This is a genomic window from Quadrisphaera sp. INWT6, from assembly GCF_015390235.1.
Taxonomy (GTDB): Bacteria; Actinomycetota; Actinomycetes; order Actinomycetales; family Quadrisphaeraceae; genus Quadrisphaera.
Map to the genome: position 1 here is coordinate 73,819 of NZ_VUOH01000001.1, position 25,247 is coordinate 99,065.

General features: G+C 77.5%; 24 protein-coding genes, 1 tRNA gene and 1 pseudogene. 18 read left to right on the plus strand and 8 right to left on the minus strand.

What is annotated here, in order from left to right; all coding sequences use genetic code 11:
* Positions 1–117: 117 nt before the first annotated feature.
* The 5 genes from F1641_RS00270 (at position 118) to F1641_RS00290 (ending at position 4,726) form a co-directional block, all read left to right on the plus strand.
* Positions 118–348, plus strand: coding sequence for a hypothetical protein (locus F1641_RS00270; RefSeq protein WP_194902519.1), 231 nt, complete (start codon positions 118–120; stop codon positions 346–348).
* Positions 341–1,012 (plus strand): hypothetical protein, encoded by a 672-nt coding sequence (locus F1641_RS00275; RefSeq protein WP_194902520.1) that lies wholly within the window; start codon positions 341–343, stop codon positions 1,010–1,012. The genes F1641_RS00270 and F1641_RS00275 overlap by 8 nt, the downstream gene beginning before the upstream one ends.
* 108 nt (positions 1,013–1,120) lie before the next feature.
* A complete protein-coding gene (locus tag F1641_RS00280; protein WP_194902521.1) occupies positions 1,121–1,750 on the plus strand; it encodes a hypothetical protein in 630 nt (209 codons plus the stop codon).
* Between the two features lie 23 nt (positions 1,751–1,773).
* Complete coding sequence (locus F1641_RS00285) at positions 1,774–2,730, plus strand: OmpA family protein (protein WP_194902522.1); 957 nt, start codon at positions 1,774–1,776, stop codon at positions 2,728–2,730.
* A 61-nt stretch (positions 2,731–2,791) separates the two neighbouring features.
* Positions 2,792–4,726 carry a gamma-glutamyltransferase gene (locus F1641_RS00290; protein WP_194903244.1) on the plus strand — a complete coding sequence of 645 codons (1,935 nt, stop codon included), beginning with the start codon at positions 2,792–2,794 and terminating at the stop codon, positions 4,724–4,726.
* Between the two features lie 47 nt (positions 4,727–4,773).
* On the opposite strand, the gene ligD is transcribed toward F1641_RS00290, so the two are convergent.
* From ligD to F1641_RS00305, 3 genes are all read right to left on the minus strand, one after another.
* On the minus strand, positions 4,774–5,742 hold the full coding sequence (ligD, locus tag F1641_RS00295; RefSeq protein ID WP_194902523.1) for a non-homologous end-joining DNA ligase: 969 nt from the start codon (positions 5,740–5,742) through the stop codon (positions 4,774–4,776).
* A gap of 113 nt (positions 5,743–5,855) precedes the next feature.
* On the minus strand, positions 5,856–6,530 hold the full coding sequence (locus tag F1641_RS00300; RefSeq protein ID WP_309225283.1) for a fasciclin domain-containing protein: 675 nt from the start codon (positions 6,528–6,530) through the stop codon (positions 5,856–5,858).
* Between the two features lie 224 nt (positions 6,531–6,754).
* The gene (locus F1641_RS00305; protein WP_194902524.1) at positions 6,755–8,353 is read right to left on the minus strand and encodes a molybdopterin-dependent oxidoreductase; all 1,599 of its coding nucleotides are present in this window, start codon (positions 8,351–8,353) and stop codon (positions 6,755–6,757) included.
* A gap of 82 nt (positions 8,354–8,435) precedes the next feature.
* On the opposite strand from F1641_RS00305, the gene F1641_RS00310 reads away from it, so the two are divergent.
* The 6 genes and pseudogenes from F1641_RS00310 to F1641_RS20545 all read left to right on the plus strand — a co-directional run bounded on the left by F1641_RS00310 (position 8,436) and on the right by F1641_RS20545 (position 12,901).
* On the plus strand, positions 8,436–9,374 hold the full coding sequence (locus F1641_RS00310; protein ID WP_194902525.1) for a Ku protein: 939 nt from the start codon (positions 8,436–8,438) through the stop codon (positions 9,372–9,374).
* Between the two features lie 45 nt (positions 9,375–9,419).
* Positions 9,420–9,782: a hypothetical protein gene (locus tag F1641_RS00315; protein WP_194902526.1), complete on the plus strand. Its 363-nt coding sequence runs from the start codon at positions 9,420–9,422 to the stop codon at positions 9,780–9,782.
* 107 nt (positions 9,783–9,889) lie between these two features.
* Positions 9,890–11,019 (plus strand): annotated as a pseudogene (locus tag F1641_RS00320) (type III polyketide synthase).
* A complete protein-coding gene (locus F1641_RS22665; protein WP_194902527.1) occupies positions 11,016–11,561 on the plus strand; it encodes an isoprenylcysteine carboxyl methyltransferase family protein in 546 nt (181 codons plus the stop codon). The pseudogene F1641_RS00320 and the gene F1641_RS22665 overlap by 4 nt, the downstream one beginning before the upstream one ends.
* Position 11,562: 1 nt before the next feature.
* Positions 11,563–12,666 carry an FAD-dependent monooxygenase gene (locus F1641_RS00330; RefSeq protein WP_219729462.1) on the plus strand — a complete coding sequence of 368 codons (1,104 nt, stop codon included), beginning with the start codon at positions 11,563–11,565 and terminating at the stop codon, positions 12,664–12,666.
* Between the two features lie 109 nt (positions 12,667–12,775).
* On the plus strand, positions 12,776–12,901 hold the full coding sequence (locus F1641_RS20545) for a hypothetical protein (RefSeq protein ID WP_255513823.1): 126 nt from the start codon (positions 12,776–12,778) through the stop codon (positions 12,899–12,901).
* A gap of 76 nt (positions 12,902–12,977) precedes the next feature.
* Here the strand turns inward: F1641_RS20545 and F1641_RS00335 are convergent.
* Positions 12,978–13,052 (minus strand) — tRNA-Arg (locus F1641_RS00335).
* 169 nt (positions 13,053–13,221) lie between these two features.
* Between F1641_RS00335 and F1641_RS00340 the strand changes: the two genes are divergently transcribed.
* Together F1641_RS00340 and F1641_RS00345 are read left to right on the plus strand one after the other, a co-directional pair.
* Positions 13,222–17,160 (plus strand): hypothetical protein, encoded by a 3,939-nt coding sequence (locus F1641_RS00340; protein ID WP_194902528.1) that lies wholly within the window; start codon positions 13,222–13,224, stop codon positions 17,158–17,160.
* Entirely contained in the window at positions 17,153–17,455 is a 303-nt protein-coding gene (locus tag F1641_RS00345) for a hypothetical protein (protein ID WP_194902529.1), read from the plus strand. The genes F1641_RS00340 and F1641_RS00345 overlap by 8 nt, the downstream gene beginning before the upstream one ends.
* 19 nt (positions 17,456–17,474) lie before the next feature.
* Here the strand turns inward: F1641_RS00345 and F1641_RS00350 are convergent, their stop codons facing one another.
* From F1641_RS00350 to F1641_RS00365, 4 genes are all read right to left on the minus strand, one after another.
* Positions 17,475–18,242, minus strand: coding sequence for an RcpC/CpaB family pilus assembly protein (locus F1641_RS00350; protein ID WP_194902530.1), 768 nt, complete (start codon positions 18,240–18,242; stop codon positions 17,475–17,477).
* 140 nt (positions 18,243–18,382) lie between these two features.
* On the minus strand, positions 18,383–18,760 hold the full coding sequence (locus F1641_RS00355; protein WP_194902531.1) for an FmdB family zinc ribbon protein: 378 nt from the start codon (positions 18,758–18,760) through the stop codon (positions 18,383–18,385).
* A 144-nt stretch (positions 18,761–18,904) separates the two neighbouring features.
* On the minus strand, positions 18,905–20,470 hold the full coding sequence (locus F1641_RS00360) for a potassium/proton antiporter (protein ID WP_194902532.1): 1,566 nt from the start codon (positions 20,468–20,470) through the stop codon (positions 18,905–18,907).
* 95 nt (positions 20,471–20,565) lie between these two features.
* Positions 20,566–21,183 (minus strand): 5-formyltetrahydrofolate cyclo-ligase, encoded by a 618-nt coding sequence (locus F1641_RS00365; protein ID WP_206690348.1) that lies wholly within the window; start codon positions 21,181–21,183, stop codon positions 20,566–20,568.
* 63 nt (positions 21,184–21,246) lie between these two features.
* Here F1641_RS00365 and galU point away from each other — a divergent pair, with 63 nt between their 5' ends.
* Genes galU through F1641_RS00390 form a run of 5 tightly spaced genes read left to right on the plus strand, consistent with a single transcriptional unit; the run spans position 21,247 to position 25,085 of the window.
* Positions 21,247–22,224, plus strand: coding sequence for a UTP--glucose-1-phosphate uridylyltransferase GalU (gene galU / locus F1641_RS00370; protein ID WP_194902533.1), 978 nt, complete (start codon positions 21,247–21,249; stop codon positions 22,222–22,224).
* 9 nt (positions 22,225–22,233) lie between these two features.
* Entirely contained in the window at positions 22,234–23,469 is a 1,236-nt protein-coding gene (glp, locus tag F1641_RS00375) for a gephyrin-like molybdotransferase Glp (RefSeq protein WP_194902534.1), read from the plus strand.
* The gene (gene moaC, locus F1641_RS00380) at positions 23,466–23,984 is read left to right on the plus strand and encodes a cyclic pyranopterin monophosphate synthase MoaC (RefSeq protein ID WP_194902535.1); all 519 of its coding nucleotides are present in this window, start codon (positions 23,466–23,468) and stop codon (positions 23,982–23,984) included. Before glp ends, moaC begins: the two co-directional genes overlap by 4 nt.
* Entirely contained in the window at positions 23,968–24,492 is a 525-nt protein-coding gene (locus tag F1641_RS00385; RefSeq protein WP_194902536.1) for a molybdenum cofactor biosynthesis protein B, read from the plus strand. The genes moaC and F1641_RS00385 overlap by 17 nt, the downstream gene beginning before the upstream one ends.
* The gene (locus tag F1641_RS00390) at positions 24,489–25,085 is read left to right on the plus strand and encodes a GNAT family N-acetyltransferase (protein WP_194902537.1); all 597 of its coding nucleotides are present in this window, start codon (positions 24,489–24,491) and stop codon (positions 25,083–25,085) included. Before F1641_RS00385 ends, F1641_RS00390 begins: the two co-directional genes overlap by 4 nt.
* The last annotated feature ends 162 nt before the right edge of the window (positions 25,086–25,247 follow it).

Genomic DNA, 25,247 nt, shown 5'->3' on the forward strand with positions numbered 1-25,247 from the left:
CGTGGGCGGGCCCTGGAGGGGGCCCTCGGGCCCTCGGGCCAGGGCCCTGCCGGCTCCTAGCGTCAGCTGCACGAGGAGATCAGCTCCTCACCCCGCCACCACCTCCCGGAGGACCCCGTGAACGCCGTCACCCGCTCCCTCGTCAGCGCCCAGCTCCTCGTCACCGCCCACGTCACGGGGCTGGTCGAGCGCGTCAGCTCCAGCGACCGCGGCCAGGCCTCGGCCGAGTACGCCGGCATCATCTTCGTCATCGTGGCGATCATCGCCGCCGTGGTCGGAGCCGCTGACGGCTGGGGCAACACGCTCGTCCAGAAGATCACCGAGCAGATCGACAGCATCGGTGCCTGACGCACCGGAGCGGGGTGACGAGGGCTCCACCCTCGTCGCCCTCCCGGTGCTGGTCGCCTGCCTGGTGGCCCTGGCGCTGGCGGTGCTCATCCCCTGGGGCGACGCCGCCGCGTCACGGACCACCTCCCGCACCGCCGCCGACGCCGCCGCGCTGGCTGCTGCCCACGCCTGGGACGACGGCCTGCACCCCCTGTGGGCGCCGGTCGCGTCCGGTGACCGCACCGCGGCGACGAGCCTGCTCGCCCTGCCCCCGCACTCCCACGCGCTGGCGAGCGTCCGCGCCGCGGCCCAGCAGTACGCCGACGCCAACGGCGAGGACCTCGTCGCCCTGAGCGTGGTCGCCCGCCCCGACAGCGCGATCGGGTTCCGCGCCACGACGCGCTCGCGGCACGCGGTCACCGGCACCCAGGAGCGCACCGAGGCGACGTCGACGGCCGAGGTCCGGCTCGAGTCCGGCCTCTGCCTGGCCGGCGGGAGCTTCGGGCTGCGGACGGCGCACGGCTGCCTCACCACGCTCCCCGAGCCTCCGGCTCCTCCTGCGCCCACAGCCGCAGACCCGGCGACCCCCGCCGCTGCGCCTGCCGTCGCCGCACCGGCGGCGCCCCCGGGCCTCGGCGACCTGCACCTGGGGCACCTCCGCTCCACCGTCCGACTAGTCGGGTGAACCGGCGGCAGCGACTGGATGATCTTCGCCGCTGCGCCCCGCCACGCTCCTCGACCACCCCACTCTCGCGGTGGTGCCCCCCCCGACCCGCCCACCGGAAGGCCCTCCGTGTCTCTGAAGCCCACCACCCGGCGCACCGGAGCAACCCTTGCCGCGCTGGCCGCCGTCGCTCTGAGCTCCGGCTGCTCCTTGCTGCCGCTGGCCGGGCAGACCGCCGGGCAGCCCTCTGGCGCCGCGCCAGCAGCCTCGCCGGGCCCCAGCGCCGCGGCCGGCTCGGCGGAGGGCCAGGCGCCTCGGGTAGGCACTCCTGTCGAACAGCAGGACCTCGGCTCCTTCACGTGGGCGGAGGACGGCATCACCGTGGTGACCCTGACCGGGGTGCGTCGCATCTCCCCGGACCTCGGCCTCGTCACCGTCACCATGCACGCCCAGGACGGTCCGGTCTCCCCGCCGGGCGCCTGGGACGACCCGAGCCTGTCGCACTCTCCCTACCAGGTCGCAGAGGTCGCCAAGCACTACGACCTCTCGGGAGTGACCATCACCGCCGCAGGTGACCCGACCGTCTACCAGACCGCCACCACAGCTGACGACGAGTGCCTGTGCACCCGGCTGCCGGGGACGATCGAGGCCGGCGGGACCATCTCGGCCTACGCCTACGTGACGCTGCCGCCCACAGCCACTGCGGTCGATGTCGTGGTCGGCTCCCTCGGACCGTGGAAGGACGTGCACCTCTCGTGAGGGCGGGGCACCTCAGGCGGGTCATGGCGTCCGCTGTCCTCACCGCCGCGCTGCTCACCACGACGGTCATCGGCGCCACCGGCGCGGCGGCGCGCAGCAGCACTCCGTCCGCTGCTCCGTCCTCCGCTCCCGTCCCCGCGGGTCAGGAGGACGAGATCACCTGGGAGCTGACGGGACTCGACCGCGGCGCCGAGGGCTTGGTCGTGACGGCTCTCGCCCTCCAGCCGGACGGCTCCACGGCGTCCCTCCCGATGTGGCTCCAGCAGGCAGGGGTGGGGTGGTGCAGGCAGGTGCACGTCGTGGACCCGACCACAGGGGCCGTGGGGCTGGCCGCGCCCTCTGGGACGGGCAGCGGCTGCGCCACGACGAGGGCCGACGGGGCGAAGGCCGGGGGTGGCCCCGCGACCGTGACCGTCGTCGTCGCAGACCCCGGCGGCCAGCGCCTCGACGTGGTGGTCGACGACGTGCTCGTGGCCACCGACGTCCCCGTCACCGGCAGCGCCGCCTCGTCGGCGCCTGCCGCCGGGGGCGTCTGGACGCTCCACCCCCGATCCACCCGACCGCAGCCGAGGTTCACCAGGTCCGGTGCCGCGGTGACGGGGCAGACGGTCGACCTGTCCACCGACGTGCTCTTCGCCTACGACTCCGACGTGCTCGGCCCTGGTGCCGGTGCAGCGGTACAGGTGGCTGCCCAGCAGCTGCAGGCGCAGCCCTCCCGCACGGTGGCGATCACCGGGCACACCGACTCCCAGGGCGACACCGCGTACGACCTGGGGCTGTCCCAGCGCCGGGCCGAAGCGGTGCGCGCCGCGCTGGCCGTGCAGCTCGGGGCGGGGTGGACCCTGAACGCCTCCGGCGTCGGGGAGTCCGACCCGGTGGCCGACGAGACCCCGCCGGCCGGCGTCAGCAAGGCCGAGGCGGACGCCGCCGTCGCGGAGGCGCAGCGGGTGGACCGGCGCGTCGCCGTCGTCCCCGGCTGAGGGCCTGCAGGCGCACCGGCTCGCCGCTCGGGGCGGGGGGAGACAGGGTGGAACCGTGCCCCTGACCACCACCCGCCCCGAGATCACCGGCACCTTCGGGGCCGTCACGTCCACCCACTGGCTGGCCAGCCAGACCGGCATGGGCGTGCTGGAGCGCGGCGGCAACGCCTTCGACGCCGCGGCGGCCGCCGGGTTCGTGCTCCAGGTCGTCGAGCCGCACCTCAACGGGCCCGGCGGCGACATGCCCCTGGTGCTGTGGTCGGCGCAGGACCGCGCGGCCCACGTGGTCTGCGGCCAGGGCCCCGTGCCGGCGGCCGCGACCCCGCAGGCCTTCGCCGACCTGGGGCTGGAGGCCGTCCCGGGGTCCGGACTGCTGCCTGCCACGGTGCCGGGGGTCTTCGGGGCGTGGACCCTGCTGCTGCAGCGCTGGGGCACCTGGCGGCTGCGCGACGTGCTCGAGCCCGCCATCGGCTACGCCCGCCACGGCGCCCCCGTGCTGCCGCGGGTCTCCGCGACGATCGAGGCCGTCATCCCGCTGTTCACGCACGGCGACGGCGCCTGGACGACGTCGGCGGCCACCTACCTCACGGGGTCCGACGGCGCCGGACGAGCGCCGCAGCCCTGGTCGCGGCTGCGGCTGACCGCGCTCGCGGACACCTACGAGCGGGTGCTCGCCGCCGCGGAGGCCGCCGGGTCGAGCCGCGAGGCGCAGTACGAGGCCGCCCGTGAGCACTGGTACCGCGGGGAGGTGGCCGAGGCCGTCGACAGGTTCTTCGCCGACACCCGCTGGCGCGACGTCACCGGCCGGGTCGACGGCGGCCTGCTGCGCGGGTCCGACCTCGCCGCCTGGGAGCCGACCGTCGAGGAGCCGGCCACCGGCTCCTACCGCGGGGTGCAGGTGGCCAAGACCGGCACCTGGGGGCAGGGCCCGGTGCTGCTCCAGGCGCTGGCGCTGCTCGACGGCGAGCTCGGCGCCGACGGCGACCCCGACCCGCTGCGCGACGACGACGAGTCGTGGGTGCACGTCACCGCCGAGGCGTTCGAGCTGGCCAGCGCCGACCGCGAGGCCTGGTACGGCGACCCGGTCGGCGCCGAGGAGGACGGCGTGGACGTCCCCGCCGTCGTCGACCTGCTCGACCCGGTCTACACCGCCGCGCGCCGCCCGTTCATCGGCGAGCGGGCCGGAGGAGAGCTGCAGCCCGGCTGGCCGGGGGGCGCGCGCCGGCGGCTGCCGCAGCTGCCGACGCCGCCCGCGCCGCCGGAGGTCGTCGACGCCGCCGCGGTGGGGGAGCCCACCGTCGACCGGCGGACCACGGCGGAGGAGCAGGGGCGCGGTGACACCTGCCACGTCGACGTGGCCGACCGCTGGGGCAACCTCGTCTCCGCGACCCCCAGCGGCGGGTGGCTGCAGAGCTCCCCGGTGGTGCCCGAGCTGGGCTTCGCGCTCGGGACCAGGGCGCAGATGTGCTGGCTCCCGAACGGCGGTGCCGCCGGGGGCTCGCCGCGCTCGGCGGGCCCGCGGTGGGGCTCGCGGCTCGGCTCCACGCTGCGCCCGGGCCGCCGGCCCCGGACCACGCTCTCGCCGACCCTGCTGATGCGCGACGGCGAGCCGTGGATGGCCCTCGGCACGCCCGGCGGTGACCAGCAGGACGCGTGGCAGCTGCCGTTCGTGATGCGCCTCGTCCACGCCGCGGAGCGGGCGCGCGCCGGCGGTGCCCCGGTGGAGACGGCGCTGCAGGCCGCCGTCGACGCCCCGACCTTCCACCCCGAGACCGCTCCGAGCTCGTTCTGGCCGCGGCAGGCCGTGCCCGGCCGGCTCGTCCTGGAGGACCGGTTCGACCCGTCGGTGGCGCGCGGCCTGGCCGCGCGGGGGTGGGACGTGCGCGCCGTCGACGGCTGGTCGCTCGGGCGGCTGTCCGCCGTCGCCCTGGACGGCGGCTGGATCCGCGCCGCGGCGAACCCCCGGGGCTCGCAGGGGTACGCCGTCGGCCGCTGACCCCCTCCAGGGCCAGGGCCAGGGCCAGGGCCAGGGCCAGGGGCCGGTCAGGGCTCGGGCAGGCGGGGGCCGGGCGGGGCGTCGGGGGTCAGGACGCCGGCCAGGGGGTCGCCCTCGGTGGCGAAGCGCTCGGCGGCCTCGGACAGCGACAGCTGGAACAGGTCGTCGCCGAGCTCGTCCCACCGGCGCGGCACCGCGGCCTGCGGGTGGTCGCGGCCCCGCGGCGACCACGGCGTGATGGTGGTCTTCGCGCCGTTGTTCTGGCTCCAGTCGAGCAGCACCCTGCCGCGCCGCACGTCCTTGGCCATCACGGCGGTGACCCACGCGACGTCCTTCGCCAGCCCCTCCGCGAGGCGCTTGGCGTAGGCCGACACCACGTCGGCGCCCTGAGCGCCGCTGATCGGCGCGTACAGCTGCATCCCCTTGCTCCCGGAGGTGACGGGGACGGCGGTCAGGCCGTCGTCGGCGAGGCGCTCCGCGACGAGCACCGCCAGCTCGGAGCACTCCGCGAGCCCCGTGCCGGGACCGGGGTCGAGGTCGACCACCAGCCGGTCGGGGTGCTGCTGGCGGCTGTGGGCCGGGCCGTCGACGCCGCTCGGGAGGCGCCACTGCGGCGTGTGCAGCTCCAGCGCCGAGAGGTTGGCGAGCCACACGAGCCCGGCCTCGTCGTCGACCAGCGGGTAGCTCACCGGGCCCGCGTCGTCGTCCTGCGACGAGCCCCACCGGCCGCCGCCGGACCCCTCGACCTCGACCGTCCGCACCCACCGGGGCGTGCCGGAGGGGGCGTTCTTCTCGAAGAAGCGCGGCCCGGTGACCCCCTGCGGCCAGCGCACCCTGGTGACCGGCCGCCCGGCGAGCTGGGGGAGCTGGGCGGGGGCGACGTCGAGGACGTAGCCGACCAGCTCGGCCTTGGTGGTGGCGCGGGTGGCGGGCCCACCGGGCCACAGCTCGCGGTCGAGGTGGGTGAGCCGCACGCGCCGTCCGGCGATCTCGATGACCTGCGGCGTCGGGTCCACGGCCCCAGCCTGCCCGCACCCCGGTCGCGCGACGCGCGGGGAGCGCCCGCACGGGGGACGACGACGGCCCCGCCGCCCACCAGGGGCGACGGGGCCGTGCGTCAGGAGAGCTGTCAGGCCGGGGGCATGAGCACGCCGTCGATCAGGTACACCGTGGCGTTGGCGGTCTTCACGCCGCCGCAGATGACGTTGGCGCCGTTGACGGTCAGCGCGTCGGGGGTGCCGGCGACCTCGACGGTCTGGCCCTCGACGGTGGTCTGGGTGCCGATGACCTGCTCGGGGTCGAGCTGGCCGGGGACCACGTGGTACGTGAGGACCTTGGTCAGCAGCGCCGAGTCGGTCTTCAGGGTGTCGATGGTGGCCGGGTCGACCTTGGCGAAGGCGTCGTCGACCGGCGCGAAGACGGTGAACTCGGAGCCGTTCAGGGTGTCGACCAGGTTCACGTTCGGGTTCAGCTGGCCGGAGACCGCGGAGACCAGCGTGGTCAGCAGCGGGTTGTTGCTGGCGGCGGTCGCCACCGGGTCGGCGGCCATGCCCTCGACGGAGCCGGCACCGCTGGGGACCTGCGCGGCGTAGGCGGCGCAGCCCGGGCCCACCGGGCCGGAGGCCATCGCGGCGTCGGAGGTCATGGTGTCCGAGGGGGTCATCGAGGAGGACTCGGACGGCGTCATCGACGCGGAGTCGTCCATCGAGCCGGTGTCGGAGGTGCCGCCGCCGCACGCGGCGAGGCCGAGGACCAGGAGGGCGCTGGAACCGACGGACAGGGTGGTGGCGAGCGAGCGCTTCACGGTGGTCTCCCTTGCTGGTGCACCGCCCTGCGGCGGTGCGTGCTTGCTGACACGACGGGTTCGCCGCGGGGTGGGACGGGGATTGGTCACGATCGGGTCACGAGTGGTTCAACCCCCGCATGCAGCAACGCCCGCCCCGTCCGGTCGGAACCGGTCGGGGCGGGCGTCGGGTCACCTGCGGGGTGACGCCGGTGGTTCGGAGCTGAGGCGGCGGCGGACTGGTCTCAGACCACGGTGACCGTGCTCGAGTGCCACCCGGAGGAGCCGTCGGGAGCCGGCCGGGCCCGCTCGGAGGTCTGCACCGCGCCGGTGCCGTCCGTGGCCCGGACCCGCAGCGTGTGCGGACCCGCGCCCGCGGCGGCGGCGTCCCACGCGTACGACCACTGCCGCCACGTGTCGAGCCCGTCCTCCGCGGCGAGGGTCGCCTGCTGCCACTCGCCGTCGTCGACCTGCACCTCCACGGCGGTGATGCCCCGGGTCTGCGCCCAGGCCACCCCGCCGACGGCCACGGTGCCCTGAGGCACCTGCGCGAAGCCGCGCGGCACGTCGATGCGCGAGGCGGTCTTGATGGGCCCGTGGTCCGACCAGCCGCGCGTGGTCCAGTACGCCGTCGCGTCGGCGAAGCGCGTGACCTCCAGCTCCACGACCCACTTGGTGGCCGACACGAAGCCGTACAGGCCGGGCACCACCATCCGCACGGGGAACCCGTGCTCCAGCGGCAGCGGCTCCCCGTTCATGCCGACCGCGAACAGGGCGCCGCGGGCGGGGTCGGTCAGGGCCTCGATCGGCGTGGAGGCGCTGAAGCCGTCGCTGCTCTTCGACAGCACCATGTCGGCGCCGGCCAGCGGGCGCGCGCGCTCCAGCAGGGTCGCCACCGGCAGGCCCAGCCACGTCGCGTTGCCCGCCAGGCCGCCGCCGACCTCGTTGGAGACGCAGGTCAGCGTCACGCGCTCCTCGACCAGGTCCATGGCGAGCAGCTCCTCGAAGCTGACCTCGACCTCCTGCTCGACCATGCCCCGGATGCGCAGCGACCACGTCGCCGGGTCGATCGCGGGAACGGTGAGGGCGGTGTCGATCCGGTAGAAGTCGGCGTTCGGCGTGATGTACGGCGTGGTGCCCGCCACGCCGTTCTCCACACCGGCCGGGACCGCGCTCGCGGGCGAGGCGGGGGACGGCAGGCGCAGCCCGGCGCGAGCGGCGACGGCGTCGCGGGCCGCCGTCCCCAGCGCGCGGCCCGCAGCGCCGGTGGCCGCGGCCGCGGCGGCCACCCACGCGGTGACCGCCAGGACCGAGCGACGGCTCGGGCCGGACCCGGGGGCCGCGGCGTCGGCCTCGCGAAGGCGCTCCACCAGCAGCCGCAGCGCCACACCGCCGACGGCGAACCCGACGACGCCGGGCGCGGCGTCCCAGGGGCCCGAGCCCGAGCGGGTCACCGCGGCGCCCACGGCCACCGCGCCGAACAGGACGACCAGCACCAGGCCCGCGCTGCGGCGCCACCGCTCGGCGACGCCGGCGAGCGCCGCGAGCAGCGCGATGACGAGGGCCATCGAGCCCAGCAGCACCAGCTTGTCGTTCGTCCCGAACAGCCGGATGGCCGTGTCCTTCAGCCACGGCGGCACCCTGTCGATGAACGCCGACCCGATCGCCAGCACCGGCGCGGACTCCGGGCGGACCGCAGCGGCGACCAGCTGGGCCACCCCGAGGGCCAGCCCGGCGGAGGCGAGGCCGATGACGGCGGCCAGGGCCGCCGAGGCGCGCGCGGGTCCCCGGCGGCGCCGGCTGGGGGGCGGCGTCGTCGCTGGTGGGGAGGTGGTCTGGGCCATGTCGTGTGTTCGTCCCCGGGGGTGACTCGGATGGGTGAGCAGGTGTGGTCATCGCCCGATCGGCGCGCGCACGCTGACCAGCATGCGCGCGATCTGGAAGGGAGCGGTGTCGTTCGGGCTCGTCAACGTGCCCGTGCGCCTCTACGCCGCCACCGGCACCAAGGACGTCTCCTTCCACCAGGTGCACGCCGCTGACGGCGGGCGCATCCGCTACCAGCGCACCTGCAGCGTCGACGGCGAGCCCGTGGCCTACGGCGACATCGCCAAGGGCTACGAGACCGAGGACGGCGACCTCGTCGTCCTGTCCGACGCCGACCTCGCGCAGCTGCCGCTGACCACCGGCCGCGAGATCGAGGTCGTCGAGTTCGTGCCCGAGGCGCAGGTCGACCCGCTGCTGTACGACAAGGCGTACTACCTCGAGCCCGAGAAGTCCGCCGCCAAGCCGTACGCGCTGCTGCGCGAGGCGCTGGTGGCGACCGAGCGCGTCGCCGTCGTCAAGGTGGCCCTGCGCCAGCGCGAGACCCTCGCGGTGCTGCGGGTGCGCGGTGGCGTCATCTGCCTGCAGACCGTGCTGTGGCCCGACGAGGTCCGCGAGCCCGACTTCGAGGTCGGCTCCGGCGCCGAGCTCAAGCCCGCCGAGCTGAAGATGGCGTCGTCGCTGGTGGAGTCGCTCGCCGCGGACTTCGACCCGTCGCAGTACGCCGACGGCTACCGCCAGGCGGTGCAGGCGCTGGTCGAGGAGAAGATCGCCTCCGGCGAGGTGCGCCGGGCGCCCGCGGCGGCCTCCGAGGGCGGCGCGGACGGCGACGGCGAGGTGGTCGACCTCATGGCCGCGCTGCAGCGCAGCGTGGAGCGGGCCAAGGCCCGCCGCGGGGAGGCCGCCTCCTCGGGCCAGGAGGCCCCGGCCGAGCCGGTGCCCACGCGCTCGACGTCGCGCGAGCGCGGCGCCCCCACCAAGGCCGCGGCCAAGGCCCCCGCGAAGCGCTCGTCGACGTCGGCGAAGTCCCCGAAGTCCGCCTGACCCGCCTCCCCGCGTGATCATGGGAGTCCGGAGCACCATCCCCTCGTGATCATGGGCGTCTCGAGCACCGTGGGCGGCGTGCTGTGGTGCAGCGGTGGTCGGGGTGCGCAGGGTCGTCCTTGCTCGGGGTGCTGCGCTGAGGGCAGTGCGTCAGCGCCGGCCACGTCGTCGTCGGGCGTCCCGGGGCTGAGCGCCGACCTCGTGCAGCAGTGCGCCGACGTCACCGTGGTGCTCGAGCCCGCCCGCTGCGACGCGCACGCCCTGGCCGACGACGAGCGCGGCTCGAGCCCGCAGCTGCAGCTCTCCCTCGACGGAGCCCCCGCCGTCCCCGTCCGGGTGCGGGTGCCGCGGGAGACCCGGGCGGTGGCGACCGACGCCCTCGTCGGCGCCTGCTCCGGACGCCCATGATCACGACCGGAGAGTGCCCCGGAGGTCCATGATCACGGGGGAGGTGGGGTGGGGTGGGTGGCGGGAGGCCGCCCCTGCGGGGAGGGTGAGGCGGTGGGGGCGAAGCGGTGACGCGGGTGGTGGCGGTGGCGCCGGTGCTGCCCGAGCGGTCCTACCCGCAGGCGGAGATCACCGAGGCGCTCGTCGACCTGGTCTGCCCGCCCGGCACCGCCGCCGGCGCCCGGGCGCCCCTGCTGCGCCGCCTGCACCGCAACGGCGGCGTCGAGCGCCGCCACCTGGCCCTGCCCCTGGAGGCCTACGGGGACCTGGGCGGCTTCACGCTCGCCAACGGCGCCTGGCTCCGCGAGGGGGCTGCCCTCGGTGAGCGGGCCGTCCGCGACGCCCTCGCGCAGTGCGGGCTGGAGCCGCACGACGTCGACGTCGTGCTGTTCACCACGGTCACGGGCGTCGCGGCGCCCTCCCTCGACGCCCGCCTGGTGGGTCCGCTGGGGCTGCGCGAGGACGTCAAGCGCCTGCCGCTGTTCGGCCTGGGGTGCGTCGCGGGGGCCTCGGGCCTGGCCCGCCTGCACGACCACCTCGTCGGCCACCCCGACGACGTCGCCCTGCTCCTCAGCGTCGAGCTCTGCTCCCTGACGGTCCAGGGCGACGACGCCTCCACCGCCAACCTGGTCGCCTCGGGGCTCTTCGGCGACGGCGCGGCCGCCGCCGTCCTGCTGGGCGACCGCCGGGCCGCGGCGCTGGGCCTGGACGGGCCGTCGCACCCCCGCGTGGCCGGCACCCGCAGCCACCTCTACCCGGGCACCACCGACCTGCTCGGCTGGGACGTCGGGGCACGGGCTTCCGCATCGTGCTGTCGGCGTCGCTGGCCGACGTGGTCGAGGCGCACCTCGCCGACGACGTGAAGGCGCTGCTCGCCCCGCACGGCCTCGACCCCGGCGGCGTCACCCGCTGGTTCGCCCACCCCGGCGGCCCCAAGGTCCTCGAGTCGGCGCAGCGGGCGCTCGCGCTGGACGACGGCGCGCTCGGCGCCTCCTGGGCGTCGCTCGCGAGGGCGGGCAACATGTCGTCGGCGTCGGTGCTGCACGTGCTCGCCGACGTCCTGGCCGGACGCGACGGGGCGCAGCCGCCCGGAGCGGGGGAGCGCGGCGTGCTGTTCGCGCTCGGCCCGGGGTTCAGCGCCGAGCTGGTGCTGCTGGAGTGGACCGGACCCTCGACCGACCAGGAGGACGTCGCGTGAGCAGCACCGGGTGGTACGCCCTCCTCCTCCTCGCGGTGGGGCTGTGGCGGCTCGTCGAGCTGGCGGTCAGCCGCCGCAACCTCGCCTGGGCGCTGGAGCGCGGCGGCGTCGAGAGCGGCCAGGGGCACTTCCCGGCGATGGTCGCGCTGCACACCGCCTTCCTGGCCGGGTGCCTGGTCGAGGTGGTGGCCCTCGACAGGCCGTTCGTGCCGGCGCTCGGCTGGACGATGCTGGTGGTGCTCGTGCTCACCCAGGCGCTGCGGATGTGGTGCATGCACGCGCTGGGCCGGCAGTGGAACACCCGGGTGGTCGTGGTCCCCGGGCTGCCCCGGGTCACGGGCGGCCCCTACCGCCACCGGTGGCTGCCGCACCCGAACTACCTGGTGGTGGCCGTCGAGGGCGTCGCGCTGCCGCTGGTGCACGGCGCGTGGGTCACCGCCGTCGTCTTCACGGTGCTCAACGGGGTCCTGCTGCTGCGCTACCGGATCCCCGCGGAGGACGCGGCCCTCGCGCGGCTGCGCGACGCCCGCGCCGGGGCCTGAGGTGCCTCCCGGCGGTCCCGTGCACGACCTCGTGGTGGTCGGCGGCGGGCCGGTGGGCCTGGCGGGCGCGCTGCGGGCCGCCGCGGCGGGTCTGGACGTCGTCGTCCTCGAGCCGCGGGGCGTCGACCCGGCGGCACCGGTGGACAAGGCGTGCGGCGAGGGCCTGCTGCCCGGAGCGCTCGCTGCCGTGCGGGACCTGGGCGTGGACCCGCCGGGGGCGCTCCTGACGGGCATCGCCTACTCCTCGCAGGGGCCGGGGGGCCGCGCCTGGCGCGCCGAGCACGACTTCGCCGCGGGGCCCGGGCGGGGCGTGCGCCGCACCGCGCTCCACGCCGCGCTGGCGGCGCGGGTCCTCGAGGTCGGGGTGCCGGTCAGGCGCTCCCGGGTGCTCGACCTCGCCCAGGACGGCGCGCGGGTGCAGCTGGCCACCGACGACGGGCCGGTGCGGGGGCGCTGGGTGCTGGGCTGCGACGGGCTGCACTCGGCGGTGCGCCGCGCGGCGGGCCTGGAGGTGGCCGCCGGGCGCCCCGGAGCGCGCTGGTCAGCGCGGTTCGGGGTCAGGAGGCACGCGGCGGTGGCGCCGTGGAGCTCCCGCGTCGAGGTGCACTGGGGGCGAGACGTCGAGGGCTACGTCACGCCCGTCGGGCCGCAGGAGGTCGGGGTGGCCGTGCTCGGTCCGCGCGGCACCTCCTTCGAGGCGGGGCTCGCGCAGCTGCCCGGCCTGGTCGAGCGGCTGCAGGGGGCTGGCTGGACGACGGCGGCGCGCGGGGCGGGCCCCCTGCGCCAGCGCGCCCGCGGCGTGGCGAGCGGCCGGGTGCTGCTGGCGGGTGACGCCGCCGGCTACGTCGACGCCCTGACGGGGGAGGGGCTGCGGGTCGGGCTGGCGGCGGCGGAGGCTGCCGTGCGGGCGCTCACGACCGGCCGCTCGCGCTGGGTCGCCGACGCCTACGAGTGCGCCTGGCGCCGGGAGACGCGCTCGTTCCGGGTGGTGACGGCGGCCCTGCTGGCGGCGTCGCGCCCAGCGCCCCTGCGCGCCGGGCTCGTACCGCTGGCGGTGGCGGCCCCGCCGGTCTTCGGGGCGGTCGTCGACCGCCTCGCGCAGTGACGCGTGTGACTCGTGTGACGGGTGGGGCTGGTGTAACGATTGTGTTGCAAGGGTCACGAAACGGACACGGCGAGGTTCGGCTCCGGCGGACGTGGGCACCCTCACGGTCATGATGTGGCTGGCCCTCGTGCTCCCCCCGCTGCTGCTCCCCGCGCTGCTGGGCTTCTCCCGGTACGAGGCGAAGATGCTGACGGCGTCGCCCCGCGCCGAGCGCGCCGCCGCAGCGGCCGACTGAGCGACCGGCTGCGCGGCTGGGGGCCCCGACCCCGCCCCGCGCCCCGGGAGGGGCTGGCGGGGCGGTGGGCGGCACGTGGTGCCCCAGGCGGGACTCGAACCCGCGACCTACCGCTTAGGAGGCGGTTGCTCTTCCGCTGAGCTACCAGGGCGCGGGTCCAGGGTAGCCGGGAGCAGCCGCGGGGCGCGGCGGCCGCAGCCGGGCCGGTGAGCCCGCCGGTGCGGGCCCGTCCCACCCCCGGCAGACGCCCCGGCGCCCGACCCGGCGCGGCGACCGGCGCGGCCGTGCTGACCACCGGCGCGGCGCACTAGCCTTTCCGGGTGACTCAAGGGCTGATGGGCGTGGCTGGCGACGCTGCTGGTGCTGCTGGCGCCGCGGGCGGCGGTCCCCGCGCCGGGGCCGCCGGCGGGCAGCAGCCCGACCGAGCCCCCGGAGCCGCCTCCGCGGCGCCCGGCACACCCGGCACGCCCGGTGACGACGACGCGGTCGACGTCCGGCGTCCGCAGGAGTCCCCTGCGCCCCAGGACCGCCAGCCGCGCGACGAGCCGAGGCCCGCGGCGCGTCGCGCCCCCGTGCGCGGCCTGGCCGGGGCCGTGGCCGGCTGGCGCAACGAGCTGGCCTCCCTGGGCGGCCCCGAGCCCCTCATGGACGCCGAGGACCTGCGCGAGGGCTCCCTCGACCTCGGCGCCGCCCACCCCTCCGGCGGCGCGATGCTGCTCGCCGGCCGCCCCACCCGCCTGTCGCACCTGTTCCGCGAGCCCGGGGCCCTCGACGAGGCCCGCCGCCGGGCCCGCGCCATCCGCGGCGAGGCCGCCGCCCTCGCCGACGAGCACGGGCTGCAGGCCTGCGTGCTCGCCGTGGGCCTCGCGTCCTGGCGCGACGAGGCCACGGGCGCCACCGTCAGCACCCCGCTGCTCCTGCGCCCCGCCGAGCTCCACGCGCGCGGCGCGGGCCCCGTCGACTACGAGATCGGGCTCGGCGGGCCGGTCCGCACCAACCCCGCCCTCGTGCGCGAGCTGGAGCGCCGCGGCGTGCCCGTCGACCCGGTGGCGCTCGCCGCCCTGTCGGTGCACACGCACGGCTTCGACCCGGCGCCCGCCCTGGAGCGCCTGCGCTCCCTCACCCGCGTCTCCGCGCCCGACGTGCAGGTCAAGCCCGGTCTGCTGGTCACGGTGCTCGTCGACGTCGCCAGGTCGCTGGTCGCCGACCTCGACAGGGTCTCCGAGCGGCTCGGGTCCTCCGACGTGGTGCTCGCCCTGTCCGGTGACACCGCCGCCCGCGCGCGCCTCCAGCAGCCCTCGGCCACCACGGCGCTGCCCGCCGGTGCGCGCGGCGTCGACCCGGACGACGTGCAGGTGCTCCCGCTGGACGCCTCCCAGCGCCGCGTGCTCGACACCGTGCTCTCCGGCCGCTCGGTGCGGGTGGAGGCCGGCCCCGGCACGGGAGCCACCCAGGTCGCGGCCACGACGGTCGCGGCGCTGGCCGCCACCGGGCGCAGCGTGCTCCTCGTCGCCGGCCAGCAGCAGGAGGCCGAGGACGTCGCCCGCCGCCTCGCCGCCCGCGGCCTGGGCGACCTCCTCGCCGACGCCACCGGCGCCGTCGACCACAACGCCACCGGGCCGCTGCCGGTGGTCCCGGTCGAGCCGCCCGTCGTCCCCACCGGCGGCACGACCCCCGGTGCGAGCGCCGCAGCGGGTCAGGACGACGTCGTCGCCGCCCTCGGGCGCCACCGCGCGGCGCTGCACCTGCGGCGCGGCCCGTGGGGGGTCTCCGCCCTGCAGGCGATGGCCGCCCTCGCCGTGCTGCCCCCCGGCCCCGACCCCGTGCGCCTGGCGCCGGCCGCGCTGCGCGCCATGGACCCCTCCGCCCGCGACGCCGCGGCCGTCGAGCTGCGCGAGGCCGTCGAGCTCGGGGCGCTGGCCGCCCGCGCCGGCGACACCGCCTGGTCGGGGGCCGCCCTCGGCAGCCGCGCCGAGGCGGTGGAGGCCCTCGACGAGGTCACCGCCCTGCGCGACGACCTGCTCCCGGCCCTGCGCCGCCAGGCCACCGCCCTCGCCGGCGGCAGCGGGCTGCGCGTGCCCGGCTGCGTCGCCGACGTGCAGGCCCAGCTCGACCTGCTCGCCCGGGTGCGCGACTGCCTCGACTCCTTCCTCCCCGCCGTCTTCGAGCGGCCCCTGGGCCAGCTCATCGACGCGACGGCGCCTCCGGGCGCCCGCGCGGCCGGTCCGCGGTACGGCATGTTCGAGCGCCGGCGCCTCGAGCGCGCCGCGCGCGAGCTGCTGCGCCCCGGCGTCCTCGTCGACGACCTGCACGGCGCCCTGGTGCGGGCCGAGCGGGCCCGCCTCGACTGGGAGTCGTGGCGCGCCGAGGACGCCGCCGGCGCCCCGCCGCGCGTCCCGCAGGGGGTGCCGGCCGCTGAGGTCGTGCTCCAGCAGGTGGTCGCCCAGGTCACGGCCCTGTCCGCCGTGCTCGCACCCACCACCGGCGGGGGAGGCCTGGCGGACGAGCCCTGGCACGTCCTCGGCGAGCGGCTCGGCGCGCTCGCCGCCGACTCCGGCGCCCTCGAGGACCTGCCCCAGCGCGCCTCCCTGCTCGCCGCCCTGGAGCGGCGCGGCCTGGTGCCGCTGCTCGAGGAGGCCCGCCGCCGCGGCCTGGACCCCGACCAGGCCGTCGTCGAGCTGGAGCGCTCGTGGTGGCGCTCGGTGCTCGACACCCTCACCGCCGCCGACAGCGCGCTGGCCGGCCTCGACACCGTCGGGCACGCGGCCGCCGCCCAGGCCCTCGCCGCGCAGGAGAAGCGCCGCCGCGCCACCGCCGTGCACCGGGTGCGGGGCACCACCGCGCTGGCCGCCGAGGCCCCCTGCCGCGTGACGGGCCCGCTGGCGCTGTCCGCCGAGCTCGCCTCGGGCCGCACCTACGACGTCGTGCTCGTGCTCGCCGCCCACCGCGTCGGCGTGCCCGAGGCGGTGCTGGCGGCCTCCGCCGGCGCGCAGCTCGTGGTGGTCGGCGACCCCGGCGGCCCGACGCCGGTGCGCGTGGCGCCCCGGCGCTCCGACGAGGCCCCCCTGCCCCGCGGCTCGCGCCGCAGCGTCTTCGACGCCCTCGAGCAGGTGCTCCCCACCGTCCGCCTCGCCTGGCAGCACCGGATGCCCCTGCAGCTGGCGGCGCTCTCGCGCGTGGTGCCGGGCACCACCACCGGTGAGCACGCGGTGCCCTGCCCGCCCGGCCGGCCGCCGGTGCGCCTGCGGCGCGTCAGCGACGTCACGGGCCGCCCCGACTCCCAGGGCGTGGTGGAGAGCCCCGACGGCGAGGTCGCGGCCGTGGTCGACCTGGTGCTCGCGCACGTGCGCGAGCACCCCCACGAGTCGCTGGCCGTCGTGGCCCTGACCCGCCCCCACGCCCGCCGCATCGCCGACGCCGTCCGCGCGGCCCTGCCCCACCGGCCCGAGCTCGCGGCGTTCCTGCGCCAGCGGCGCCGCGAGAGCTTCGTGGTCACCGACGTCGAGCGCTGCGCCGACACCGTGCGCGACGCCGTCGTGCTCTCCGTCGGGCTGGGCGTCTCCCCGCTGGGGCAGTTCGTGCACCGCTTCGGACCCCTGGACGACGCCGACGGCCACCGCGCCCTGGCGGCGGCCCTCACCCGCGCCCGGCGCCGCCTGACGGTGGTCAGCTGCGTCGCCGGCGAGGTGCTGGAGCCGGCCAAGCTGACGTCCCCGGGAGCGGTGGCGCTGCGCGAGCTGCTCCTGGCCCTGGAGGAGCCGCCCTCGGCCGACGCGCTCGACGCCCTGCGGGCCGCGCGCGCCCGCACGGCGCTGCCGGCGGGCTCGCCCACCACCGCAGCGCCCGGTGACGGCGGTCCGGGGCGTCGCGGCTCCGCCGCTCCCGGCGGGCGGGCCGCGGCTCGCCGGGCCGCAGCAGCCGTGCCCAGCGGGGACGGGGCACCCGCCGTCGACCCGCTGCTGGCGCGCCTGGCCGAGCGCCTCGCCGCGCGCGGGGCCCGGCCGCTCACCACCGGGTCCGTGCCCGAGCTGGTCGTGCTCCCCGCGGACGCCGACGGCCCCGCCGTCGCCGTCCTGACCGACCTGCCCACCGCCACCGACGACGACCCCGTCGGCGACCTGGTGCAGCGCGAGCTGGTGGTCCCCGAGCAGCTCGGCCACCTGGGGTGGCGCACGGTGCGGGTGAGCGCCCGCGAGCTGTTCGACGACCCGACCGGTCCCGTCGCCGCGGTGCTGCGGGAGCTGTCGACCCGTGGCTGAGCCGCGCGACCCCCACCGGCCGGCGGGGGCGCGCGGCTCCCGGCAGCCCGGGTCGCGCCCGCGCCGCGTCGTCGCGGCGCCCACGGGAGCGCCCGGGGACGCCTTCGAGGACCGGCTGCCCACCTGGGCCGGCGGGTCCGACGACGAGGGCGTGCCCGCCGCCGCCCCGGCCCCCGGCCCGGTGACCGGGAGCGACAGCGGGACGGTGGCGCGGGGTGGCGGGGTGGCGGACGAGCGGGCCTGGGCCGCCGAGGCCGAGCGGCTCCTGGCCGACCGCCCGCCGCACTGGGGCTGACGCCGCCGGGTCGTGCCGGTCAGCCGGTGACGGCCAGCACCACGCCGCCGCCGGCCGCCGCCGAGGCGACGCGCGCGGCGTCGTCCTGCGCCAGCGCCAGCACCACCGCGGTGGACCCGCCACTGCGCGTCAGCAGCCCCGAGGCGACGGGGTCGCGGTTCACGGCGAGCACCAGGGCGCTGCCGACCAGCGGCTCCGGCGGGGCCACCCCGTCGGCAGCCCACCCGCCGGACGCCTCGCCGGCCAGCACCGCGACGCGCTGACCGGGGGAGACCAGCCCCTCCGGGAGGGGAGAGGCCACCGGCACCGGCAGCGCGACCTCACCGGGCCCCAGGGACGCCAGCAGGCCCGCGGCCCCGGTGAGGCGGACGTCGGTGAGCACCTCGCCGCGGCGCACCGGGGCGGCCAGCCGCGACCCGTCGGCCAGCGCCGGGCTCGACGGGGTCAGCGCCCCCTCGGGCACCGCCTCGGCCGGCAGCCGGACCACCTGGGTGCCGGAGGCGGGGGAGGCGCCCGCAGGCAGGTCGCGGGTGGCGACGACCACCGTCGCGGCACCGGAGACCGCGGGCGGGCGCACGGCGGCGTGGACCACGAGCGCCGTGGCCGAGGCGAGCAGCAGGGCCGCCACCGGGCGCCGCGCGCGCCGGGCGGTGCGCCTCAGGCGCCGCCACGCCGCGGCGGCCCGGTCACCGGTGCTGCCCGGGGAGCGGCCGACGGCTCCGGTGCCAGGGCGCCGGGGCTGAGGAGGAGACCAGGGGGGCGCCGGGCGCCACGGAGCGGAGGTCATCGCCGCAGCGTGCCGCGGCGGGGCGGGTCGCCGCTGGTGGCGGGCGCGGGTCTGTGGACAGAGGCGCCCGCCGGCCCGCCCGGGGGCGGAGCGGCGGGCGCTCGGGCGACCGGTCAGCCGGTCACGAGACCAGCAGCGGGTCAGCTGGAGGAGCTGGACGTCGACGGCGCGCTGGACGAGCCCGAGCCGCTGGACGACGAGCCCGAGCTCGACGAGCCGCCCGTCGAGGAGGTCGAGCTGCTGGACGAGCTGTCGCTGGACCCCGAGCTGCTGGAGCTGGAGCCGCTGGACGACGAGCCCGAGGCGCTCGAGCCGCTGGACGAGCCGCCGCTCTTGCCGTCGCTGCGGGAGTCGGTGCGGTAGAAGCCGCTGCCCTTGAAGACGACGCCCACGGCGTCGAAGCGCTTGCGCAGGCGGCCGCCGCACTCCGGGCACTCGGTCAGCGCGGCGTCGGTGAAGGACTGCTTCGCCTCGAGGCTGTGGGCGCAGGCGGTGCAGGTGTAGGCGTACGTGGGCACGGCAGGCTCCTCGAGCAGGTCACGGCGGCGTCGGTCCGCGCGGCCGGTTGGCACTCGCGCGATCCGAGTGCCAATGCTACCGCCGTCGCACGGACCGCCCGCCTGGTGGCGGCCGGTTCCACCGCGCGGGCGCACAGCGCGGCGTCAGCGGGGCGGCTGGTGCTGCAGCCCGTTGCGGTCGCGCCCCGGCGCGGGGCGCAGCTCCGGCAGGCGGGTGGCGCCCGGCGTCGTCCACCCGGCCAGGCGACCGCGCTGCGACAGCGCGTGCAGCCGGTCCTCGGTGGCCTCGCGGACGCCGGCCACCGCCACCACGAGCAGGTCGTCGCCGTGGCGCAGCGTGGTCGAGCGGTCGGGCACCCGGGCGCGGCCGTCGCGGACCACCAGGGAGACCTCGGCGCCCTCCGGCAGGCGCAGCTCGAACACCTCCAGGCCGTGCAGGTGCGAGGTGGGCCCCACCTTGACCTGCAGGACGTCGGCGCCGATCTCCTCCAGCGGGCTGGACTCGACCTCCAGGTCGCGCACCGCGGGCTCGCTGATGCCCAGGCGCCGCGCCAGCCACGGCAGGGTCGGGGCCTGCACCAGCGTGAACGCCACGACCAGCACGAACACCATCTCGACCACGCCCTCGGTGCCCGGCACCCCCGCCGCCGCCGGGACCGTGGCCAGCACGATGGGCACCGCGCCGCGCAGCCCGCCCCAGCTGAGGATGACCTGGTCGCGCAGGGGCACCCGGAACCACGAGACCGAGAGCAGCACCGACAGCGGCCGCGCCACCAGCAGCAGCGCGAAGCCGACGACGAGCGCCGGCACCACCTGGGACGGGATGTCCTGGGGCGAGACCAGGAGCCCCAGCAGCACGAAGAGGCCGATCTGCGCCAGCCAGCCGACGCCCTCGGCGAACCCGCGGGTGGCCGGGCGGTGGGGCAGCTCGGCGTTGCCGAGCACCAGCCCGGCCAGGTACACGGCGATGAACCCCGACGTGTGCAGCTCGGCCGACAGCCCGTACGCGAGCGCGCAGACGCCCAGCACGGTGATCGGGTACAGGCCGGAGGCGGGCAGCGCCACGCGCCGCAGGCCCATCGCCCCGAGCACCCCGAGGGCCAGGCCGATCGCGGCCCCGCCCAGCAGCTCACCGGCCGCCTCGACCCCGAGGAACCACCAGGAGTGCTCACCGCCCCCACCGCCGAGCACGGTGGTGAGGGAGACGACCGCGATGACGACGGGGGCGTCGTTGAAGCCCGACTCCGCCTCCAGCAGGCCGCCCAGGCGGCTGGGCAGCGGGGCGCGGCGCAGCACGGAGAACACCGCGGCGGCGTCGGTGGAGGAGACCACCGCGCCGAGCAGCATCCCGGTGGCCCACCCGACGTCGAGGAGCAGGTGCGCCACCGTGCCGATGACGACGATCGAGATGACCGTCCCCAGCGTCGCGAGCAGGGCCGCCGGGGCGATGGCCCCCCGGATGGACGACCACCGCGTGGTCAGCCCGCCCTCGGCGAGGATCAGCACCAGCGCGGCGTAGCCGAGCACCTGGGTGAGGTCGTAGTCGTCGAACTGGATGCCCAGCCCGTCCTCGCCGATGGCGACGCCCAGGGCCAGGTAGAGCAGCAGCGACGGGGTGCCGGTGCCGACCGAGAGGCGGACGGCGAACACCGCGGCCACCAGCACGAGGGCGCCCAGCAGGACGGCGGTGTTGAGGTCGTCGACCGTCAAGGGGCCCTCCCGTCGAGGTTCCGGCGGCGACCCTGGGGCGCGCGAGGTGATGGGCTCCGCACGCTACCGGCGCGAGGTCACCCGCGGGGTGTGGATCACCGCAGGTCGTGCCACCCCGACGGCGTGAGGGCCGCGTCGACCGGGACGTCGTGGGCCTCACGCGGCAGCGACCCGGCGGGCAGGAGCTCGGGGTCGCGGACCACCGCCGCCAGCACCGGCCGCCCCGGGCGGGTGGGGGGCAGGAGGGCCAGGGTCCGGTCGTAGTGCCCGCCGCCCTGGCCCAGGCGCGTGCCGGCGCCGTCGACCGCCAGCGCCGGGAGCAGCACCACCGCGGCGTCGTCGACCCCCTCGGGCCGGTGGGTCTCGCCGCCGGCGGCGCCGGGCCCGTCGGCGGCGGCGACGTCCAGCCGCCAGGCCAGGGGAGCGTCGGGCCCGACCACCACCGGCAGGACGACGACGACGCCCCGCGCCGCCAGCGCCGCGCGCAGCCCTCGCGTGCCGGGCTCGGTCGGCGTCGCGTCGTACAGCGCCACCACCGACCCCGCCGTCAGCGCCGCGAGCGGGGACCCCGGACCCAGCGCCGCCGCGGCCAGGTCGGCGTCGAGGGCGGCGCGCTCGTCGTCGTCCAGCGCCCGGCGGGCGGCGCGCACCCCGGCGCGCAGCCCTCGCTTGGCGTCCGGTCCGGTGGTCGACGGCGATCCGGCTGCTCCCACCGGCTGATGGTCCCCTGCGCGCGAGCCGTGCGGCGCAGCGCCCGCCCGATAGCCTCGTGGCCCATGAGCCCTGCTGGTCCGCAGTCCCGCGCAGTCCGCAAGGCCGTCGTCCCCGCAGCGGGACTCGGCACGCGCTTCCTGCCCTTCACCAAGTCGACGCCGAAGGAGATGCTCCCGGTCGTCGACAAGCCCGCCATCCAGTACGTGGTGGAGGAGGCCGTGTCCGCCGGCATCACCGACGTGCTCATGGTCGTGGGCCGCACCAAGCGCCCGCTGGAGGACCACTTCGACGTCGTCCCCGAGCTGGAGGCCAACCTCGCGGCCAAGGGCGACTCCACGAAGCTCGCGCTCGTCCACCGGAGCACCGAGCTCGCCGACGTCCACTACGTGCGCCAGCACGAGGCCAAGGGCCTCGGGCACGCCGTCCTGGCCGGCAAGCACCACGTGGGCGACGAGCCCTTCGCCGTCCTGCTCGGCGACGACCTCATCGACGAGCGCGACGCGCTGCTCGCCCGCCTGGTCGAGGTGCAGCAGACCTACGGCGGCTCCGTCGTGGCGCTGCTGGAGGTGCCGCAGGAGACCGTCAACATGTACGGCTGCGCGGACCTGGCCCCCGACGAGGCCAGCGAGGGCGACGACGACGTGGTGCGCCTGAAGGGCATGGTCGAGAAGCCGGACCCGGCCGACGCGCCCAGCAACCTCGCCGTCATCGGCCGCTACGTGCTCAGCCCGGCCGTCTTCGAGGTGCTCGAGAACACCGCCCCCGGCAAGGGCGGCGAGATCCAGCTGACCGACGCCCTCGAGACCCTCGCGGGCATGCCGGCGGAGGCCGGCGGCGGGTTGCGCGGCGTCGTGTTCCGCGGCCGCCGCTACGACACCGGCGACAAGCTCGACTACCTCAAGACGGTCGTGCGCCTGGCGTCGGGCCGCGAGGACGTCGGCGCCGAGTTCAACGCCTGGCTGGGCGAGTGGGTGGCCTCGGGCTTCGACACCGAGCAGCCGACCCACGCCCGCCCCGACGCCCCGTCAGCGAAGGCCTGAGCAGAGCCGATGCGCACGGTCGAGGAGCACCTGGCTGCGTGCCTGGCTGCCGTCTCCCCCCTCGCCCCCGTCGAGACCGCCCTGCTCGACGCCGTCGACTGCGTCCTGGCCGAGGACGTCGTCGCGACGTCGTCCCTGCCGGCCTTCGACGGCTCCGCCATGGACGGGTACGCGCTCCGCGCGGCTGACGTGGCCGGCGCCTCCCCGGAGGCGCCGGTCTCGCTGCCGGTCGTGGCCGACCTGCCCGCCGGCGTCCGCGAGGTCACCCCGCTGGCCGCCGGCGCCGCGGCGCGCATCATGACCGGCGCCCCGGTGCCGCCGGGGGCCACCGCCGTCGTCGCCGTCGAGGACACCGACGGCGGCGTGGCCACGGTGCTCGTGCGCCGCGCCGCACGCGACGGCCAGCACGTGCGCCGCGCCGGCGAGGACGTGCGCCCCGGCGCCACCCTGGTGCCCTCGGGCACCCGGCTCACCGTCCGCCACGTCGCACTGCTGGCGGCCGCCGGCCGCGAGCGGGTGAAGGTCCTCCCGAAGCCCCGCGTGGCCGTGCTGAGCACCGGCAGCGAGCTGGTCGAGCCCGGACGCCCCGCCGGCTTCGGGCAGGTCGTCGACGCCAACTCCACGATGCTCACGGCCGCAGCGCTCGACGCGGGCGCGCGGGCGACGCGGGTCGGGATCGTCGACGACGACCCGCAGCGCCTCCTGCGCGTGCTGGAGGGGCAGCTGGGCCAGGCCGACCTGGTCATCACCTCCGGCGGCGTCAGCGCCGGCGCGTACGACGTGGTGAAGGAGGTGCTCACGCGGATGGGCACCGTCGAGTTCACCAAGGTCGCGATGCAGCCGGGCATGCCGCAGGGGCTCGGGCGCATCACGTCGTCGACCAACGGGTCGGTGCCGATCTTCACGCTGCCGGGCAACCCCGTCAGCGCGTACGTGTCCTTCGAGGTCTTCGTGCGGCCCGCGCTGCGGAAGGTCATGGGGGAGTCGCAGCTGCACCGGCCGACGGTGGTGGCCACCGCCACCCAGGGCTGGGCGTCCCCGCCGGGGAAGCGCCAGTTCACACGCGCCGTCGTCACCAGCGACGACGACGGCCGCCCCCGCGTGCGGCCCGCCGGCGGACCCGGGTCGCACCTGGTGGCCGGCATGGCCGGCGCCAACGCCCTCGCCGTGACCGGCGAGGACACGACCGCCGTGGAGCCCGGTGGCGTGGTGCGCTGCATCCTGCTGGAGCGGGGCCGGCCGTGAGCCACCAGCCCGGCCCGCAGGGCCAGCAGCCCAGCCAGAAGGGGTTCCCGCACCTCGACGTCGGCGGGAACGCCCGCATGGTCGACGTCAGCGCCAAGGACGTGACGGTCCGCGAGGCCCGCGCCGAGGGGTTCGTGGTCTGCTCCGCCGAGGTCGTCGCGGCCCTGCTCGACCGCACGGTGCCCAAGGGCGACGCGCTCGCCGTCGCCCGCATCGCGGGCATCCAGGCGGCCAAGCGCACCCCCGAGCTGGTGCCGCTGGCGCACCCGGTGGCGGTGCACGCCGTCGACGTCGTCGCCGAGGTCAGCGCCGACGCCGCACGGCCCGGCGTGGCGCTGATGGCGACGGTCCGCACCGCCGACCGCACGGGCGTCGAGATGGAGGCGCTCACCGCCGTCGCCGTCGCCGGGCTGGCGCTGGTCGACATGGTGAAGGGCCTCGACAGGCGCGCGGAGATCACGGGCGTGCGCGTGGTCGCGAAGAGCGGGGGGCGCTCCGGTGACTGGCACCGCTGACCCCGCCCCCGCCGCGGGCGGGGCGGCGCCGAGGGCGCTGGTGGTCACCGTCAGCAACCGCGCGGCGGCCGGCGTCTACGAGGACACCGCCGGTCCGGTGCTGGTCGCAGGCCTGCGGGAGGCCGGGCTGGACGTCGACGGCCCCCAGGTCGTCCGCGACGGCGACCCGGTGGGCGCCGCGCTGCGTGCGGCCGTCGCCGCCGGGTACGACGTCGTCGTGACCACCGGCGGCACGGGCCTCAACCCGCACGACGCCACCCCCGAGCAGACCGCGCCGCTCCTCGACCGCCAGGTGCCCGGCATCGCCGAGGCCCTGCGCGCCACCGGTCTCGCCGGGGGCGTGCCCACCGCCGTCCTCTCGCGGGGCCTGGCGGGGATGGCCGGGCGCACGCTGGTCGTCAACGTCGCCGGCTCGCCGGGCGCCTGCCGCGACGCCGTCGGCCTGCTCGCCGCGGTGCTCCCGCACGCCGTCGACCAGCGCCGCGGCGGCGACCACCCCCGCACGTGAGCGCTCCCGGGTGGCCTGCCGTCCTGCGCGACGGCGACCTGGTCCTCCGCCCCCTGCGCCGCGGCGACGCTACCGCGTGGCGGTCGGTGCGCGCCGCGAACGCCACCTGGCTGCGCCCCTGGGAGGCCACCGACCCCGACGGCACCCCGCCGGTCCGCACCTTCGGCGGCCTGGTGCGCGAGCTCTCGCGCCAGGGCGGGTCGGGGACGGCGATGCCGTTCGCGCTCGAGGTCGACGGCGCGCTCGCCGGGCAGGTCACGGTCGGCGGGATCACCTGGGGCGCGATGCGCTCGGCGCACATCGGCTACTGGATCGACGGGCGGCTCGCGGGGCGCGGGCACGTCCCGACGGCGGTCGCGCTGGTCACCGACCACTGCCTGCGCACCGGGCTGCACCGCCTCGAGGTGAACATCCGCCCCGAGAACGCCGCGAGCCTGCGGGTGGTCGAGAAGCTGGGGTTCCGGCCCGAGGGGCTGCGCGAGCGGTTCCTGCACATCGACGGCGCCTGGTGCGACCACCTCACCTTCGCGCTGACCCGTGACGAGCTGCCCCACGGCCTGCTGGCCCGGTACCGCACCTCCTCCCCCCGCTGACCCGCCCCTCCGCCGCCTCCCGCGACGATCACGCACCTGAGCGCCACCTGCTGGCCCGAGGTGCCGGAACCCCGCCACGACCTGTCGGAACCCGACCTCCGTTCCGACACGTCGCGCCAGGGATGCGACACATCACGCCGCCAGCCGCGGCGGTAGGGATGT

What these genes read in the sequence shown, in the direction of transcription:
- F1641_RS00285 (WP_194902522.1), top strand. Translation starts at nt 1,774, where the DNA reads ATGGCGTCCGCTGTCCTCACCGCCGCGCTGCTCACCACGACGGTCATC.
- F1641_RS00305 (WP_194902524.1), bottom strand. Translation starts at nt 8,353, where the DNA reads ATGGCCCAGACCACCTCCCCACCAGCGACGACGCCGCCCCCCAGCCGG.
- F1641_RS00310 (WP_194902525.1), top strand. Translation starts at nt 8,436, where the DNA reads ATGCGCGCGATCTGGAAGGGAGCGGTGTCGTTCGGGCTCGTCAACGTG.
- F1641_RS20545 (WP_255513823.1), top strand. Translation starts at nt 12,776, where the DNA reads ATGATGTGGCTGGCCCTCGTGCTCCCCCCGCTGCTGCTCCCCGCGCTG.
- F1641_RS00350 (WP_194902530.1), bottom strand. Translation starts at nt 18,242, where the DNA reads ATGACCTCCGCTCCGTGGCGCCCGGCGCCCCCCTGGTCTCCTCCTCAG.
- galU (WP_194902533.1), top strand. Translation starts at nt 21,247, where the DNA reads ATGAGCCCTGCTGGTCCGCAGTCCCGCGCAGTCCGCAAGGCCGTCGTC.
- glp (WP_194902534.1), top strand. Translation starts at nt 22,234, where the DNA reads ATGCGCACGGTCGAGGAGCACCTGGCTGCGTGCCTGGCTGCCGTCTCC.